The 15,508-nt window shown below is 69.0% G+C and carries 13 protein-coding genes; 11 read left to right on the top strand and 2 right to left on the bottom strand.

Annotated elements, in window-relative coordinates:
* The first annotated feature begins 772 nt into the window (after nucleotides 1-772).
* From ACV7NM_RS33145 to ACV7NM_RS33095, 11 genes are all read left to right on the top strand, one after another.
* Nucleotides 773-1,492 carry an SAF domain-containing protein gene (locus ACV7NM_RS33145; RefSeq protein WP_463413761.1) on the top strand — a complete coding sequence of 240 codons (720 nt, stop codon included), beginning with the start codon at nucleotides 773-775 and terminating at the stop codon, nucleotides 1,490-1,492.
* The gene (locus ACV7NM_RS33140) at nucleotides 1,492-2,313 is read left to right on the top strand and encodes a hypothetical protein (RefSeq protein ID WP_463413760.1); all 822 of its coding nucleotides are present in this window, start codon (nucleotides 1,492-1,494) and stop codon (nucleotides 2,311-2,313) included. Before ACV7NM_RS33145 ends, ACV7NM_RS33140 begins: the two co-directional genes overlap by 1 nt.
* Nucleotides 2,303-3,859 carry a CpaF family protein gene (locus ACV7NM_RS33135; protein WP_463413759.1) on the top strand — a complete coding sequence of 519 codons (1,557 nt, stop codon included), beginning with the start codon at nucleotides 2,303-2,305 and terminating at the stop codon, nucleotides 3,857-3,859. Before ACV7NM_RS33140 ends, ACV7NM_RS33135 begins: the two co-directional genes overlap by 11 nt.
* An 11-nt stretch (nucleotides 3,860-3,870) precedes the next feature.
* Nucleotides 3,871-4,800, top strand: a complete 930-nt coding sequence (locus tag ACV7NM_RS33130; RefSeq protein WP_463414152.1) for a type II secretion system F family protein — start codon at nucleotides 3,871-3,873, stop codon at nucleotides 4,798-4,800.
* A complete protein-coding gene (locus ACV7NM_RS33125) occupies nucleotides 4,797-5,690 on the top strand; it encodes a type II secretion system F family protein (RefSeq protein ID WP_463413758.1) in 894 nt (297 codons plus the stop codon). Before ACV7NM_RS33130 ends, ACV7NM_RS33125 begins: the two co-directional genes overlap by 4 nt.
* 24 nt (nucleotides 5,691-5,714) lie before the next feature.
* On the top strand, nucleotides 5,715-5,915 hold the full coding sequence (locus ACV7NM_RS33120; protein WP_463413757.1) for a hypothetical protein: 201 nt from the start codon (nucleotides 5,715-5,717) through the stop codon (nucleotides 5,913-5,915).
* Between the two features lie 110 nt (nucleotides 5,916-6,025).
* Nucleotides 6,026-6,415, top strand: a complete 390-nt coding sequence (locus ACV7NM_RS33115; protein ID WP_463414151.1) for a TadE/TadG family type IV pilus assembly protein — start codon at nucleotides 6,026-6,028, stop codon at nucleotides 6,413-6,415.
* Nucleotides 6,412-6,876 carry a TadE/TadG family type IV pilus assembly protein gene (locus tag ACV7NM_RS33110; RefSeq protein WP_463413756.1) on the top strand — a complete coding sequence of 155 codons (465 nt, stop codon included), beginning with the start codon at nucleotides 6,412-6,414 and terminating at the stop codon, nucleotides 6,874-6,876. The genes ACV7NM_RS33115 and ACV7NM_RS33110 overlap by 4 nt, the downstream gene beginning before the upstream one ends.
* Nucleotides 6,877-6,880: 4 nt before the next feature.
* Nucleotides 6,881-7,378, top strand: a complete 498-nt coding sequence (locus tag ACV7NM_RS33105; RefSeq protein WP_463413755.1) for a pilus assembly protein TadG-related protein — start codon at nucleotides 6,881-6,883, stop codon at nucleotides 7,376-7,378.
* 27 nt (nucleotides 7,379-7,405) lie between these two features.
* Entirely contained in the window at nucleotides 7,406-10,735 is a 3,330-nt protein-coding gene (locus tag ACV7NM_RS33100) for a LysM peptidoglycan-binding domain-containing protein (protein WP_463413754.1), read from the top strand.
* A 2,009-nt stretch (nucleotides 10,736-12,744) separates the two neighbouring features.
* The gene (locus ACV7NM_RS33095) at nucleotides 12,745-13,080 is read left to right on the top strand and encodes a hypothetical protein (RefSeq protein ID WP_463413753.1); all 336 of its coding nucleotides are present in this window, start codon (nucleotides 12,745-12,747) and stop codon (nucleotides 13,078-13,080) included.
* A gap of 415 nt (nucleotides 13,081-13,495) precedes the next feature.
* On the opposite strand, the gene ACV7NM_RS33090 is transcribed toward ACV7NM_RS33095, so the two are convergent.
* Together ACV7NM_RS33090 and ACV7NM_RS33085 are read right to left on the bottom strand one after the other, a co-directional pair.
* A complete protein-coding gene (locus ACV7NM_RS33090; RefSeq protein ID WP_463413752.1) occupies nucleotides 13,496-13,987 on the bottom strand; it encodes an SAM-dependent methyltransferase in 492 nt (163 codons plus the stop codon).
* Between the two features lie 74 nt (nucleotides 13,988-14,061).
* The gene (locus ACV7NM_RS33085; protein ID WP_463413751.1) at nucleotides 14,062-15,459 is read right to left on the bottom strand and encodes a Tat pathway signal protein; all 1,398 of its coding nucleotides are present in this window, start codon (nucleotides 15,457-15,459) and stop codon (nucleotides 14,062-14,064) included.
* Between the last annotated feature and the right edge of the window lie 49 nt (nucleotides 15,460-15,508).

The following is a 15,508-nucleotide window of genomic DNA, read 5'->3' as shown; positions in this document are numbered from 1 at the left end:
GCAAGGGCGGCGACAGCACTAGTAACGGCGACGGTCGCCCGCCGCTGTTCATCTGCAGCCTGAGTCCCCTGGACCCTCAGCCTCCTGCAGGGAACGCGGCGTGGGAGGGGCATCAGCCGGGAGACGGTGCGGTCTACCGCAAAGAGTGCGTGTCAACGCAGTCCGCGGACGGCTACATCATCACCACCACACAGTGGTCGGCTACCCCTCCAACCGCTGCGGTCGACCCTGCCATCCTCGCGCGGCGAGCCGTCGACAGCATGCTTTTGGCGGGGCCGGCGATCGCCAGTCCGACGGCTGCGGGCCGGTACACGGTCGGGGTGCCGATGTGGATGTGGGTGAGTCAGAGCCCGACGACGTGGGGGCCGAACACGGCATCGGCGTCCGCAGGTGGCATCACCGTGACAGCCACGGCCACAGTCTCTTCGGTTGCCTGGAATATGGGTGACGGAACGACCGTGACCTGCTCCGGTCCGGGGACTCCGTACACACCAGCCCGCGGGATGGCGCCTTCACCGGACTGTGGTCATCGCTACAGCGCGACGTCGGCCGGCCAGTCCGGCGCCCGGTATCAGGGGACAGCGACCGCCACGTGGACGGTGAACTGGGCGGTGACCGGCGGCGGACAGAGCGGCCGGCTGACCGAGGTCCGCCAGACACCGTTCACGGTGTCGGTCGGAGAGCTCCAGGTCGTCGGCCAGTAGGGCCCCGTTCGCAGCCCGCATCATCTTCCCCCGCTCGTTCCTTTCTGTTCGTTCTGGAGGCACAGCACGTGAGCACCACCACCCCGCCCGCGCCGGGCCGCATCACCGTTCCCGGGCCCGGCGGCCCGGGCGATAGTCCGGCGGCTACGCCCCGGGTCGTGCGCCAGCGGCGCCGCCGCCCGGGATTGATCGCCTTGTCCGTCGCGCTGATCGCGGCAGGAGGCCTGTCTGGGGCGCTGTTGTTCACTGCGTCCGGTCAGCGTTCGGCTGTGCTGGTAGTGGCTCGGGATGTGCCCGTGGGCGCGGCGATCACCGAGGCCGATCTGGCCCCCGTGTCGCTGGCGCTGGATCCGGCGGTCAAGGCCGTGCCGGTGGCGAAGAAGCCGGGCATGGTCGGGCAGCGGGCCGCGGTGGCGTTGAAGGCGGGTTCGCTGCTGTCGCCGGGACAGGTCACGTCCGTGTCACTGGTCAAGGCGGGTGAGCAGCTGGTGGGTGTGGCGCTCAAGCCGTCGCAGCTACCGGCGAGCCGTCTGGCACCTGGTCAGAAGGTGCTGATCGTCTCGACGCCGGACCCTGCTCAGGCGGGAGCGAGCGCGGGGAAGCCGGGTGAGCCGGCTGGTGCGCCGAAGACGCTGGCGGCGACTGTGGTCGCGGTGGGTGTGGCGGCGCCGGCGACGGGGGTTGTGGTGGTGGATGTGGCGGTGCCCGCGGCGAATGGGCCGACGCTGGCCGCCCGGGTTGCGACCGGCGCCGTCGCGCTGATCCTGGCGCCGCAGGAGGGAAGCTGATGGCCGTCATCGCGCTGGCGGGCGGACTCGGCGCACCGGGGGTGACCACGACCGCGATGGCGCTGCTGATGACCTGGCCCATGGTGGAAGGGCATCGGGTGGTGCTGGCCGAGGCCGACCCCGACGGTGGTGCGATCCTGCCGGGCGCCTTGCAGGGCACGCTGGACAACTCCCGGGGCTTGCGGAACCTGGCAGTCGCGGCCCGTCAGGGCCAGTTGGGTGAGGCGTTTTGGCGTCAGCTGGTGGACGTGACCGACGCGGGGACGCGGGACCGCCTGATTCTTCCTGGTCTCTACGACCCCGTGCACGCGTCCGCGATGGAGCCGGTGTGGCGGCCGCTGTCGGTCCTGTTCGCGGGGATCGAGGAGCACGGCCACGACGTCCTGGTGGACTTGGGCCGGCGTGGTGCGTTCGGGGCTTCCGCGGTGCTGGCCCAGCGGGCCGATGCGGTATTGCTGGTCGCGCGGAACACACTGCGTGGATTGCAGAGTGCCCAGGTGCGCCTGGCCGGTCTACGAGAGCAGCTCGATGGCAGCGCGGAGCTGGGCATGCTGCTGGTGGACGAGGGCCCGTTTTCCAAGGAGGAGGTTCGCAAGCATCTCGGCATCACGGTCACGGCCGTCTTGCCGTGGCGGCCGAAAGAAGCGGCCGTGTTGTCGGATGGGGCGGAACAGCCCCGCCGGTTCGAGTCCGCGGAGCTGATGCGGTCGGCGCGGTCGGCCGCGGTGCGGGTGCAGGAGCTGGTGGCGATCCGCCGCTCCCGTCTCGCCCCGCCCCCGTCCGGTGGCGGGCAAGCACGGGTGGTGAGCGGTGCGCGCTAACCCCCTGCACAGCGATCCCCAGGTCACCGCCACCTCGTTGCAGGCCCGTCTGGCCGGCCCGCGTGCCATGCCTTCCGTCCCCGCGCCGGGCACGCCTGGCGGGACGGGTCCGATGGACCCCCGCGCCGCGATTCCCGGCCTGCCGGTAGCCGCCGCTGCGGCGGCGCCTGTGCCCGTCGTGGACTACGCGGCGGTGCGCCTGATCAAGAAGGAGGTCGGGGAGCGGCTGACCGACCTGTTGCGGGCCCGCCCGGGCCTGACTTCGGCAGCTCAAGAGCAGCAGGGCCGTCATCTGATCAACGAGCAGGTCGCGGTGTGGTCGGACGCCGAGGCCGTCAAGCGTGGTCGGGCCACGAGCGCGTCGGAGGACGCCGCGATCGCCCAGGCCGTGTTCGACCTGCAGTTCCGGGCTGGCCGTCTCCAACAGCACCTGGACAACGTCCTGGTGGAGAACATCTTCATCAACGGGTACGCCGACGTGTGGCTGGACTTCACCGACGGGCGCCGCATGAAGGTGGCGCCGGTCGCCGACTCCGACGAGGAGCTGCGCGAGCTTTTGCGTGATCTGGCGCGGCGTACCACCGGCCAGGCGGAGCGGAGCCTCTCGACAGCCGACCCGTTCCTCGCGCTGCGGCTGGCCGACGGCTCACGCCTCCAGGCGGTCATCGACGTCACCCCGGGCACGTACGTCACGATCCGCCGGCACAGCATGCGCCACGCGGACCTGCCCGAACTCGTGAGCCGCGGCATGCTCGACACCACCCTGGAGCAGTTCCTGCGCGCGTGCGTCCGGGCGGAGAAAAACATCATGGTCGTCGGCGGTCAGGCCGCGGGCAAGACCACGCTGCTGCGCGCGCTGCTGCGGGAAATCGACCCCGACGAGCGGTTCGCCACCCTCGAAACCGAGTACGAGCTGTTCGCCCACGAGAACGGCTACCACCGCCAAGTCGTCCCGATGGAAGCCCGCGAGTCCAACGGCGAGATGGTCGCAGGCCAAGCCGCCGGCGAGATCACCCTCATGGACCTCATGTATCGGGCGTTGCGCATGACGCTGACGCGGATCGTGGTCGGCGAGGTCCGCGGCCCGGAGATCGTGGCGATGCTCCAGGCGATGACGAACGGCGCGGGCGGCAACCTGTGCACCCTGCACGCCATCCATCCCTCCGTCGTCTTCGACCGGATCGCCGAGCTATACCTGCTGGCGCAGGCCAACATGAGCGAGGCCCTCGCCTACCGACAAGCCGCCAACGGCCTTGACTTCATCGTCTTCGTCGCCCAGATCGACGAGACGAAGATCGGCGGGCACCGGCACCGGTTCGTCTCCCACGTCCTGGAGATCACCGGGATCGGCGAGGGCGGCCGCCCGGAAACGAATCAGATTTTCGGGCCGCGACCGGAGTGGGACGAGCACCGGGCGGTGCCGCTCATGCTGCCGCGCTGCATCAACGACCTGCGCCGGACCGGATTCGACGCCTCGCTGCTCTCACAGCCGAGCGGCGCCTGGGGCGCCGCGCTGCCGCTGCTCGTCAAGGAGGGCGCACTGTGACCGTACTGCTGATGTGGGTCTTGGCCGGCCTTGCCCTCACGGGCGGCCTGGTGGGACTGGTCGCCGGGATCGCGGGCACGAACGCCCCCAAGGGGCCGGGTATCGCGGCACGGGTGCGGGCTGGACGGGCCCTGGCCGGCCGGGACGAGCAGATGGCCCGCCGCACCCGATTGGCCTTCGGCGCCGTGGCCGGGGTCCTGTTGTGGCTGGTCACGGGCATGTTCGTGGCCGGTGCCATGGTGTTCCTGGCGGTGATCGGGGTGCCGTGGCTACTGGCGCCGACGAAGTCGGCCACCGCACGAATCGGGAAACTCGAGGCGCTCGGCGACTGGACGCAGCGCCTGGCCAACGTGCTCCGGCTCGGGCGAGGGCTGGACGAGGCATTGCAGATTTCCCGCAAGGGCTGCCCCGAGAACATCGCCGGCGAGGTCGCCGACCTCGTCGACCGACTCCAGGTCGGATGGCGGCCCACCGACGCACTGCGGCTGTTCGGGGACGCCCTCGATGACGTGACGGCCGACAAGGTCGTGGCCGCGCTCGTACTGTCGGCAGCCGACCGCGGCCCCGGTCTCGCCCAGGCATTGGATGATCTCGCCGAGTCGGTGCACGAGGAAGTCGCCCGCAGGCGCGCCATCGAAGCAGACCGGGCCAAGCCCCGTACGACGATGCGGTGGATGACCATCATCACCCTCGGTGTCATCGGCGCCGGGTTCCTCGTCCCCTCCTACACCGCCCCCTACGGCACCACGCTCGGGCAACTCGTCCTGGCCGTTCTGTTGGCGGGTTTCGTCGCGGTTCTCGCGCTGATGCGGCAGATCGCCGACAGCAAGCCGGTCCCCCGCTTCCTCGTCGCGGACCCGCGCAGCGCCATCACGCCGACCCCGCCCGCAGATGTGACAGAGACCGGGGCCGGCGCCGACATCGTGGAGGTGACGGCATGACTCCCGTTGCCGCGATCTTGTCCGGGGCCGCCATCGGAGGCGGCGCCGCCCTGCTGATCCGCGAGGTCCTGCGGCCCGCGCCCGCGCTGGGGCCGGCGTTGCGCCGCCTGAACCAGCCCGCACCCCCACCCGCAGCCGCCGCTGCCGGTGATGCGGGCGCCGACCGCGATGAGCGGTGGGGGCAATGGCTGGTCGAACGCCTCGCAGACGTGCCCTTCGTGCGGATCCCCCACAAGGATCTCGCCCTCACCGGTACCACCCCGGGCCGGTTCCTGCTGACGAAGGTCGCGTTGGCAGGTGCGGGGCTGCTGCTGCCGCCCCTTTCCACGATCCCGCTCCTGCTACTGGGCCTGCCGCTGTACCTCCCGGCGATCGTCGGAATGCTGGCCGCCGTCGTCCTGTGGTTCGCCCCCGACCTGGCGCTCAGGGACAAGGCGAAGCGGGCGCGGGCGGAGTTCGCGCACGCCATGGCCGCCTACCTCGACCTCGTCGCCCTACGCCGGGCCGGGAACGTCTCCGCCGAACAGGCCATGGAACAAGCCGCCCAAGTCGGCGAAGGCTGGGCCTTCCACCGGATCCGGGGCGCACTGGCCCAGTCCCGGGTGGACAAGGTCGCCCACTGGCAGTCCCTGGCCCGCCTCACCGCCGAACTGGACCTGCCCGTCCTGGACGACCTCGCCGCGATCATGCGGCAGTCCGCCGACGACGGCGCCTCCGTCTACTCCACCCTCCGCTCCCGCGCACGGAACCTGCGCACCGAACTCCTCGCCGCACAGGCCGCCGACGCCAACGCCAACTCGGAGAAGATGACCGCCCCAGGCGCGCTCATGGCCGTGCTGGTCATGCTCCTCATCGCGTTCCCCGGCGTCCTCCGCATGATCAACACCTGACCCACGCAGCAAGGGAGAAACCTGATGAACAAGCTCGCACTGCGCCTGTCGCTTGCCGTGAAGTCCCACTGGGAGGCCATCAAGGAGCGCAGCTCCCAGGACCGGGGAGACATCTCGATCACCACCATCATCATCTGGGTGGCCGCCGTCGCCGGCGCCCTCGCCATCGCGGGAACCATCGGCATCGTCATCACGAAGTACAACGGCAAGCTCTCCGGCATCTGACTTGCCCGAGCAGCACGACAGCACGCAGACAACAGAAGGGAGACGCGGTGCCGGACACGGCAGGCCCCGAGCCTGCAGCCGATGCCGGAGCCACGAGGGCGTCGACCGAGATCGGCCGACGCCGCGGGGACCGCGGGGAGGCGTCCATTCAGATGGCGATCGTCTTCCCGTTCGTCATCCTGGTGACCGTCGCGGTCGTACAGGCCGCCATGTGGTACTTCGCCCGCAACATCGCGCTCACCGCCGCCCGTGAAGGCGTGGCCGCCGCCCGCGTCTACCAGGCCCCCGAGGACGCAGGCGCGGCACGCGCCCGCGAGACCCTGGGCCGCATCGCCGGCGACAGCCTCAACCAGAGCACGGTGAGCACCTCCGGCAGCAGCGCCACCGAGGTCCGGGTGACCGTCACCGGCACCGCCCCCTCACTGATCCCCGGCCTCTCAGGGCTTAGCATCTCCCAGTCCGCCGGAGCCCCACGCGAACGGTGGACCACGGCGCCATGACCAAGAACAAGCCCCTGAGCAGTCGTTGGACAGACCGTTGGCGGGAGGACCGGGGCAGCGAGACCATCGCAGCCGCGATCGTCATCCCCCTGCTGCTGATGTTGCTGTGCATGGCCATTGCCGGCGGGCGGATCGTCACCTCCGGCGCGAAGATCGACGCGGCGGCCGAGGACGCGGCTCGCGCCGCATCGATCTCCCGCACCCGATCCGGCGCCCAGGCCGAAGCCGCCGCCGCGGCCGCCCGCTCCCTTGACGACCAGGGAATCCGGTGCGGGTCGTCCAGTACCAGCGTCGACACGACAGGCCTGGCCGTGCCCCTCGGAGAAGTCGGCACCGTCACCGTGACGATCTCCTGCACCGTGACCATGGCCGACCTTCTGCTCCCCGGCATCCCCGGATCCAAGAAGCTGACCAGCCGCTTCACTTCCGTCGTCGACGCCTACCGCTCCCGGGAGGGATAAGGACATGCCCCCACCAGCACAAGCACCGGAAACGACACCGGAAACCGATCCCGAGCCGCGGTCGGAATCGGGATCAGATCGCAGCCGCGGGCGCGGTGACAAGGGCGGAATCGCGATCTACACCGCGATCGTCACCGTGGCCCTGCTCGGCATCATCGGCCTGGCCATCGACGGCAGCGGGAAGCTCCGCGCCACCGAACGCGCCGACGCCGTCGCGATGGAGGCCGCCCGCGCCGCCGGACAGGCCATCGACCCGGCCACCGCCATCACCGGCGGCCAGGTCCGCGCCGACCCCGCGGCCGCCCAAGCCGCCACGCAGGCATACCTCGCCCGCGCCGGCACCCAGGGCACCACCGCACTGTCCGGGGACGGAACCCGCCTCACCGTGACCGTCCGCGACACGTACAACACCAAGTTCCTCGCGATCGTCGGAATCGGGTCGATGAACGTCTCCGGCCATGGCACCGCCCGCCTCCTCCACGGCGTCACCCAACCCCAATAGCCCTTCACACGCACGAAGGACCCGCCCATGAGCCAGCCCACCCCCGACCGCACCCCGCGGCCCCGCCCACGGCGCGGGGGCGCCCACACGGCGGCCGCCCTGGTGCGCGGCCTGCTTTCCCTGACCGTCCTCGCCGCCCTCTTGGCCGGCCTTCCCATCCTGCTGTGGTGGGCGACCGCCCAAGTCGGACCCCCAGGTGTTGCCGCGCTCTCACACCTGTTGTCCACCGACGACTCGGGCCAGGTGTTCCTGCTGGCTTTGGCCGTCGCCGGGTGGGCGGGGTGGGCGCTGTTCGCGTGCGCGGTTCTGGTGGAGATTCCGGCCCAGCTTCGCGGCCGGGCGGCCCCGCACCTCAGGGGGCTGGTGGGGCAGCGGGCCGCCGCCGCCCTGGTCGGTGCCGTGCTCCTGGCGCTGCCCGCCGGGACCGCCCTCGCCGTCCCCGCTTCCGCCTCACCGGCGCCCGTGTCACCGGTGAGCGTCGGCGCAGCGGCCGCCCCGGGCACCAGCACAACCGTCCATGTGCCAGCCACCGACCACAGTGCCGACGCTGTCACCTACACCGTGCGCGATGTACGGCCGGCCGAAAGTCTGTGGTCGATCGCTGAACGGACTTTGGGTGACGGTGAGCGGTGGATGGATATCGCCGCCGCCAACGAGGGCCGGGCCGTGGCCGATGGAACCCTTTTCGACCCGGAGCAGCCGATCCGGCCCGGATGGGTCCTTCATCTCCCCGCCGGCGCCACGCCGCCCGCCGAGGCGGGAGGGAACCGCGCCGAGGGTGGTCACACAGCCGGGATCGGTCAGCCGGCGACGTACACGGTGCGGGAGGGTGACAACCTCTCATCGGTCGCCGCCGAGCAACTCGGGCACCTTGACGCCTACCAAGAGATCTTCGCCCTGAATCAGGGCGAACCGCTTCCCGACGGGGACTCGTTCACCGATCCTGATCTCATCTACCCCGGGCAGCACCTCACGCTGCCCCCAGCAGACAACGCCGGCCAGACACCCGGATCCCTCACGCCGACGCCGGACGTCTCCCGACCCGACCTGGGTACCCTCCCCCAGCCGGCGACCCCTCCTGCCGCGCCCCCTACAACCTCGGCACCCGCCCCCCAGCCCTCCCCCACCCCCACCCCCACCCCCGCAGCCGGGTCCGGGACCGGGACCGGGAACAACACTCCGCAATCTGCGCCGTCCAAGGCAACCACCACGACACCACCTGGCCACCTCCCGAAGCAGGCGACTCCGGCGCCCGCGGCCCCGAGCGCCTCCGCCGCGCCGATAACGGCCACCCCCAAGGCCCAGAGCAGCATCAACTGGGCGCTGGTCGCCGGTATGGGAACCCTGCTGGCCGCGTCCCTTGCCGGAGCGCTGGGGATCAGGCGGATCCTCCAGCAGCGTCAGCGGCGCGCCGGTGAAACCATCGCCCAGGACAACGACCCCACCAACCTGGAACAGATCCTCGCGGCGGTGGCCGAGCCGCAGGGCATCGAGCTCCTCGACCAGGTCCTGCGCACTCTGGCCCACCACGCCACAGCCGACGGCCGCGACCTGCCCGCCTTGCGCGGCGCCCAGCTCGACGCGGGCGGGATCACGCTCCTGTTGGACGAGCCTGCCGACCCGATCATCCCTTTCTCTGCCAGCGCGCACCCGCGAACATGGGCCCTTGATCCCCTCGCAGTGCTTCCGGCAGTCCAGGATCTCAAAGACGTCCAGACCCCGTACCCCGGGCTGGTCACCCTCGGCGCCACCGACGAAGGTCTCCTCCTGGCCGATCTGACAACCTGCCGCGTCCTCCTCTTGGACGGCGCCCCGGACGAAGTCCTCGAAGTCGCCCGCGCCCTCGCGCTGGAGCTGGGCACCTGCGGCTGGACCGACTACAGCGAAATCCTGACCACCGGGCTGGGCACCCGCCTGGCCAAGCTCCTGCCTCAAGGCCGGATCCGCAGCATGCCCCACCTCCCGGCGGTCGCCGCCGACCTCGGAGAGCTCCTCTTGGAAGCACACCAAAGCGGCGAGCAGGTTCTCCCCTGGCTGCTGATCGGGGCCGGTGAGTACGACACCGAACACGTCGCCCAACTCGCCGACGCCCTCGCGGCCGCACGAAACCTGACCACCGCCGTCGTCCTCCCCGCCACGGAAGCGACCCGGCACGCCTTCCCCTACGCCGAGGTCCTCGACACCACCCGCGACCAAGAAGCGCGCCTGGAACTGCTCGACCTTCCCGTGAGGCTGCAGCGGGTCACCGACGAGCAGTATCGGCAGTACGTTCACGCCTTGCAGGTCTCAGCGCAGGAGCCCGCCCCGGCCACGGGTGCGTGGGGGTTCGCGGAGAGCCACGAACAACCCGCCGCGAGCGCACAGCCCCTCACGGTCAGAGTCACCAGTGAGGACGCCCAGGACCCCGGTAACCCGTTTCCCGCGCTCCTCGCTGGCCTCGCTCCTGCAGTGCCCCTACCACCCGCCCCGGACTCCGCACCGGCAGCCGACGCCGGCATCGCGGGCGGTCAGGGCGCACCCGTGGAAGACCGCGCGAGCGTGCCGTCGCAGAGCTCCGACAGCCCGCCGGCCGAGCAGCGAACGCTCAGCGAGGTGAACGGCGAAGCCGAGGTGCGTATCGAAATGCTCGGGCCGCTGCGGATCAGCGGCGGAGTACGCGCCTCCCACGGCCCACGCACCACCGCCATCGCCGCACTCATCCACCTACGTCCCGGACGCAGCGCCGAATACCTGTGCCAGGCCATGGACCCCGTCACCCCATGGAGTACCCGCTCATTGCACTCGCGGATCGCGGAGCTGCGCGGCGTCCTGGGACACACGAAGGACGGCCACCCACTGCTGCCCCGCCCCAAGACCGGAGCCGGCTACGCCTTCCACCGGTGCGTCACCTCCGACTGGGAACAGTTCAAGGTTCTGGCCTCGCGCGGACTGGCGGCGGGACCGACGACCGGTATCGCAGACCTGGAAGCAGCCTTGGCCATGGTGCGGGGCAAGCCCTTCGACGGCCGAACCGTACCCTGGGCCGACCCCGTGATCCAGGAAATGCTGTCCAGGATCACCGACACCGCCCACACCCTTGCCCGCTGGCACGCCGACGGCGACTCCCCAGACCTGGACGCCGCCCGCCGAACCGTCCTGCACGCCCTGGACATCGAGGAAACCTCAGAAGTCCTCTACCGGGACCTGCTGCACATCGAGTGGACCGCGGGCAACACGAGCGCGGTCCGCAAGACCGTGGGCCGCCTCCAGCAGATGGCACGCACCTACGACATTTCGCTGGACGACCGCACCGAGGACACCATCAACCGAGTGCTCTCCGAGAACCCTCCCGTCACACAGCACGTCACCTGCGGCTGAACTTCGCCCGAAAGAACGCGTGGGGCCTGCCGACGGCAGGCCCCACGTTGCGTGCAGGCGCCACGCGCATCGTCAAGCCGGGGCTGTGACCGAGTGCCGCGCAGCGGCCAGCAGCTCCGCGCGTGCCTGGGTCTCCCCCACCGGCGGCCGCGTCACCCACTCCTGACGGACGCCTTCCACCGCGGCACACACCGCAAGTACCCCGACGGCCATATCGTCATCAAGAGCAGCAAGGTCCGGCCCGGTCACCACTACCGGCCCGAACAGACCGTAGGGGATCTCCACTCCTCGCCAGTGAGAGGCCAACACCCACCCCGTCACGTTCAGAAGCAGTCCGTCAGGCTGACCGCTCCCGTGAACGTGCAAGTGCGCCCGACGATGGTAGACCGCACGATCCGTCACCCCACCGACCGCATCTCGGACGACCATGCGTCGCCCGTCACGTTCGTCCGGCCACGGCAAGACAGCCGTCGCACCATCGGTCTCAATCCGAAGCGCCAATGCCACCACATCTCCCAACCATCGAAACCCGCTCCAGTCCGTGGCGGCCAGCGCCGAAAGTGGCAATGCCTGTCACTGTCCGCCGACAGCCATCGGACGACCGATAGGCCGGTGGCGATGAGCCAGTCACCAACCAGGCAGAACGATGGCCGTTCCACAACGAACACGGACTCACCGTCAGGCACCACTCAAGCGGGTCCCTCTCAAGGCAACGAGCCTCACCGGTCACCAGTCACGAGACGGCTCGCGAGACAGAAAGCGTTTCACCGCCTCGGTAGGCAGCCGTGACCAGTCACCGAGGCCGCGCCACCGCAGGCCACGAGACGCGCATCATAAGGCTTGATGCTGCCGTGGACCGGCTTGAGGTACGACGTTCACCGCGCCCAACGCCGCACAGTGCAGTGCCCCCAAAAAAATCTCCGATGCACCAGCCCGACGGCAGAGGCGACCGGTCTACCCGACCTCCTGATGCCAACTTCGTCACTGAAGGGATCACGGCGTCTCCCTGCCATAAAGGTGACGAGCCCGCTTACGCGTCTGTTCTTGCGTGAGATACCGCCGTAGGCGAGATCCTTCCGGGCACCAGATCTCTCGACAACAGCGGTCGCAACTCGCAAGGTGACGCTCATACAGGCCGGCGGAAGAGCGAGTATCACCACCCCGGCGCCTCTGGCTGCCCGACTCTTCGGCTGGAGCTCGGTCATCTACCTGAGGTTGTTGAACAACATCAGCCCTCTCATGGTGAAGACCCTGGTGAAACCTGGTAGGGGCGTCACGTGACGCCGTCTGAGTCGTCACGTGATGCCCTTTGGTTTCGTCACGTGACTCCGTCTGAAAGCGGGCCGAATCCTCCCAGGCAGCGTCACGTGACTCCTGCTGGCCGTCATTTTCCGCTTGTACAGGGGGCGTCACGTGATGCTCTGCGGCCTTGGCGCGCTTGTGCCGGAGCCGACGGTCGTACTCGGAGCTCGACAACACGGAAAGTGCGAGTTCCCAGTCAAGACCCTTCCCCGTGGCGGCGTCCGCCCCGAGAGGGAAAGTGCAGGCGTAAGTCGCGGGTTTGGGGTGGCGTCCGCCACAAGCATTTGCCGTCTTCCGAAGCAGACCCATGGCCTCTGCCGCCACCAGCACCTTCTGAACGGTGTCCTTACTACATCGGCCCACGGCCATGAGCGTCTCAACACCGAGGAAGGCGTTGGTGCCGTCCTCGTTGGCGGCCTGTCCAACGGCTTGGAGGATCGCGAAAAAGGAGGCACCGAGCGTCTTCCACTGAGGTGTGCTCCTGCCGCCCTTCGGCACATGCTTGGCAGCCCGGATCAAAAACCAACGCCAGGAGTGGGCGGGTGCACAACCGCGCTTGGTGGCTTGGGACGAACCGCCGAAGTCTCCGTCACTCATAGCGCCACCATATCGCTCTCGTTTCCCTCAGAGCAACTCAGTCGACTTCAACGCAACAGAGGAGGGGCGCCTTCCACCACGGAGCCATCAGGCGCCCTGCAGCCGCTACCATGACCGACATGGAGAGGGTGTCAAAGCAGTCGGGGCGCGAAGCGGTGACCGACCTGGAACTACGGTTCATCGAGGCCGTCGAACACGGACGAGTTCGCGCCGAGATCACCTACGAACAGCTCGGCCGGTACCTCGGCCTATCAAAAAGCCAAGTGAGCAAGCGCCAAGACGGCCAAATCAAGTACGCCGTACGCGACATGTACTACATCGGCAGACTCTTCGACATCGACCCCCTCACCATGGCCGCCGGCCTAGGCGACTGGCTCAACAACATCAACCCCCAACAAGTCCAGACCAAAATCAAAGACCCCCTCGAAGACCCCACCCAAACCTGAACTACCCCCACCAACACGGCGCCCGAGCACAGAGCGCCACGACAAAATGACAGGCAACCGACGCCGCGCCGAACCGCCTTCCGGATAAGTTTGGCCTTGGCGAGGTTGCACCTACACAGCCTGGGGACGGCAGGGCCGGAAGAAGACCCTACGGAGGACGTCGCGTTGCAACGCTGAATAGAACAGTCCGTTGGATTCCCACGGCAGCATCGTGGCCGCGGCGACACAGCGTTGGGCGCAGCGTATAGCGCTACCCGCTTGAAGTAGGTCGAGGGAACCGGCGAGCGACGCATCTTGCTGCGGACCGCGCCAAACCGTCGTTTCGAGGCGCGCCAGCCGACTCCCCACGAGCCTTGTTGTGAGCGAGCGGCTCTCATGACAGGGAGGCCGCCGCACCATTCCACCCCCGCACATTTCACGCGGTGCGATCTGCCGCCACCGCCCAGTAGTTGGGCTCAAGCATCTCCCGCGGCCATGCCGGCTGGCATACCTGCCCGCGAGGCCCCATTTGCTCGAAGAACGGAGCAATGTCGTATACCGGCGTTCCATCCACTGCATCCAGGTCGGTGACGAGAAGGTCGCGGCCGACCACTTTCAGCAGACGCGGGTAGGACGTCGCCAGCTGATTGGGACGTCGATGGTTGCGGTGCACGAACGTCCCGGTAGCCGGCCAGCGGGTGTCACCACGCGGGCTACGGGCGTGGAGCTGCACGTCCGCTGGTGACGCCTTGTGGAAGTGCCAAAGGACGGTCAGGTGGGAGAACTCGTCGAGGCCCTGGAGCGTCTCCAGCGGAAACCGATCGTCGAGGCGGATGACGGATTCGACGCCTGCCTGGTAATCGTCGACGACGCTCGTGTGGCCCCCAACCACCGTAGCGATACGCTCAATCTGCAACGTCTTGGTCATGATCGCGTCGAACCTCCACTTTGACGACGCACGGTTCACCATGCGACGGCCACGTGTCATCGGTATACGTTTCCTCAGCCTACGGCGCTCAGGAGTTCGCGTGCCCGGGAGTCCACCTCGGAGGCTGTTTGACCACCGCGGCCGAGGACCGGGGACAGTGACCGACGCATTTGGACGACGGTTTCGTAGACGCGTCCGGACTGGATGCCGGAGGCGACAACGTCCAGCGCCTGGCTCCAGGTTGCGCAGGCTGCGTCGACGTGACCTCTCCGCACCTGGACCGCGCCCAGGTAACCGAGAGTCACGGCGTGAGTACGGGCGTAGGGGAGGGCGCGGGTGCGGACACTATGGCGGAATTCCGCCTCTGCTGCGGGCAGGTCACCCATGTCGCGCAATGCCGCCGCGGTTTCGTGGGCGAGGGCCGCCTCGGAGAAGAAGCCGACTCGTGCCGGGGCTTCAGCGCCGTCGGCCTGTTCGAGGTCGTGTTCGGCCCGGTGGAGGGCAGCTCGTGCTTCCTTCGTCTGCCCTGCGACGGCGAGGGCGCGGGCGTGGACGACGCCGAGGAGTGCGCGCTCGCGGGGGGCGGCCTGAGCGTAGCGACGCTGCGCGAGGGAGCCTTCGGCGAGTTCCAGGGCGCGAACCGGATGGTGAAGATCGACGGCCTGGTGGGCGGCGGCGCGCAAGATGTGACCGGCAAGCGGGCCATTGGCCGCTTCGGCGGCAAGGCGCAGCGCAATATCGAAGTGGCGTTGGGCGATGGCGTGGTCGCCGGAGTCGAAGGCCATCCAGCCCGCGAGGTAGACCAGCTCGGCGGCGGCCGACAGAAGATCGGTACGCAGGTGCTCGGTGGGGATGCGGGCGGAGACGAAAGCCGCCACGTCAGTGGTGAGGAACGACGTAAGCGCGGTGCGGCCTGTGCGGCCGCCGAGGCGTTGGTCCTGGCGCGAGAAGTACACCATGGCATCGCGCAGTGCCTCCACATGTGCCGCAGTCACCGTCAGACGAGTCAGGGGAGGCCGGGTCTGGGCTTCTTCGAAAGCCCTGCTCCACCAACTGTCGGGAGGGAGTGCGGTGCCGGCCGCAGAGTACGCCGAGTCGGCAAGAATCTGTCGGCGAGTCATGTCCACACCGCGTCCCCCGTCTTGTGCCAGATCGGCCAGAGCCGTCGTTGTCGCCATCTCCCAACCCGAAAGCGGGACGTGTGCGCTCTCCGACGGACCGGGCATCCCGATCTGAGCCGCGGTCACGACCCGCCCGAGCCGCCGCGAGAGCGCCTCACACAAGATAGACGCCACCTTGGCATCGGGGCGCGACCCGAGAACCCACTGCGAGACGTTCGTGCGCGCAATCCGGATCAAGTCGGCCTGACCGGCTTCCGCTGCCACCATGCGGACATGTGCGGCCGTCTGCTCCTGGGACCATCCTGCTTCCCTGATGACCTCGGCCAAGGCGCTGTTGCGGATCCGCGGCATTGTCCGCTCCCATCCCAGAAAAATGATCTTTAGCAGCGTTAGCGGCTTC

Source organism: Streptomyces sp. Tek67B01, from assembly GCF_055231995.1.
This window is presented reverse-complemented; position numbering and strand designations above follow the sequence as displayed.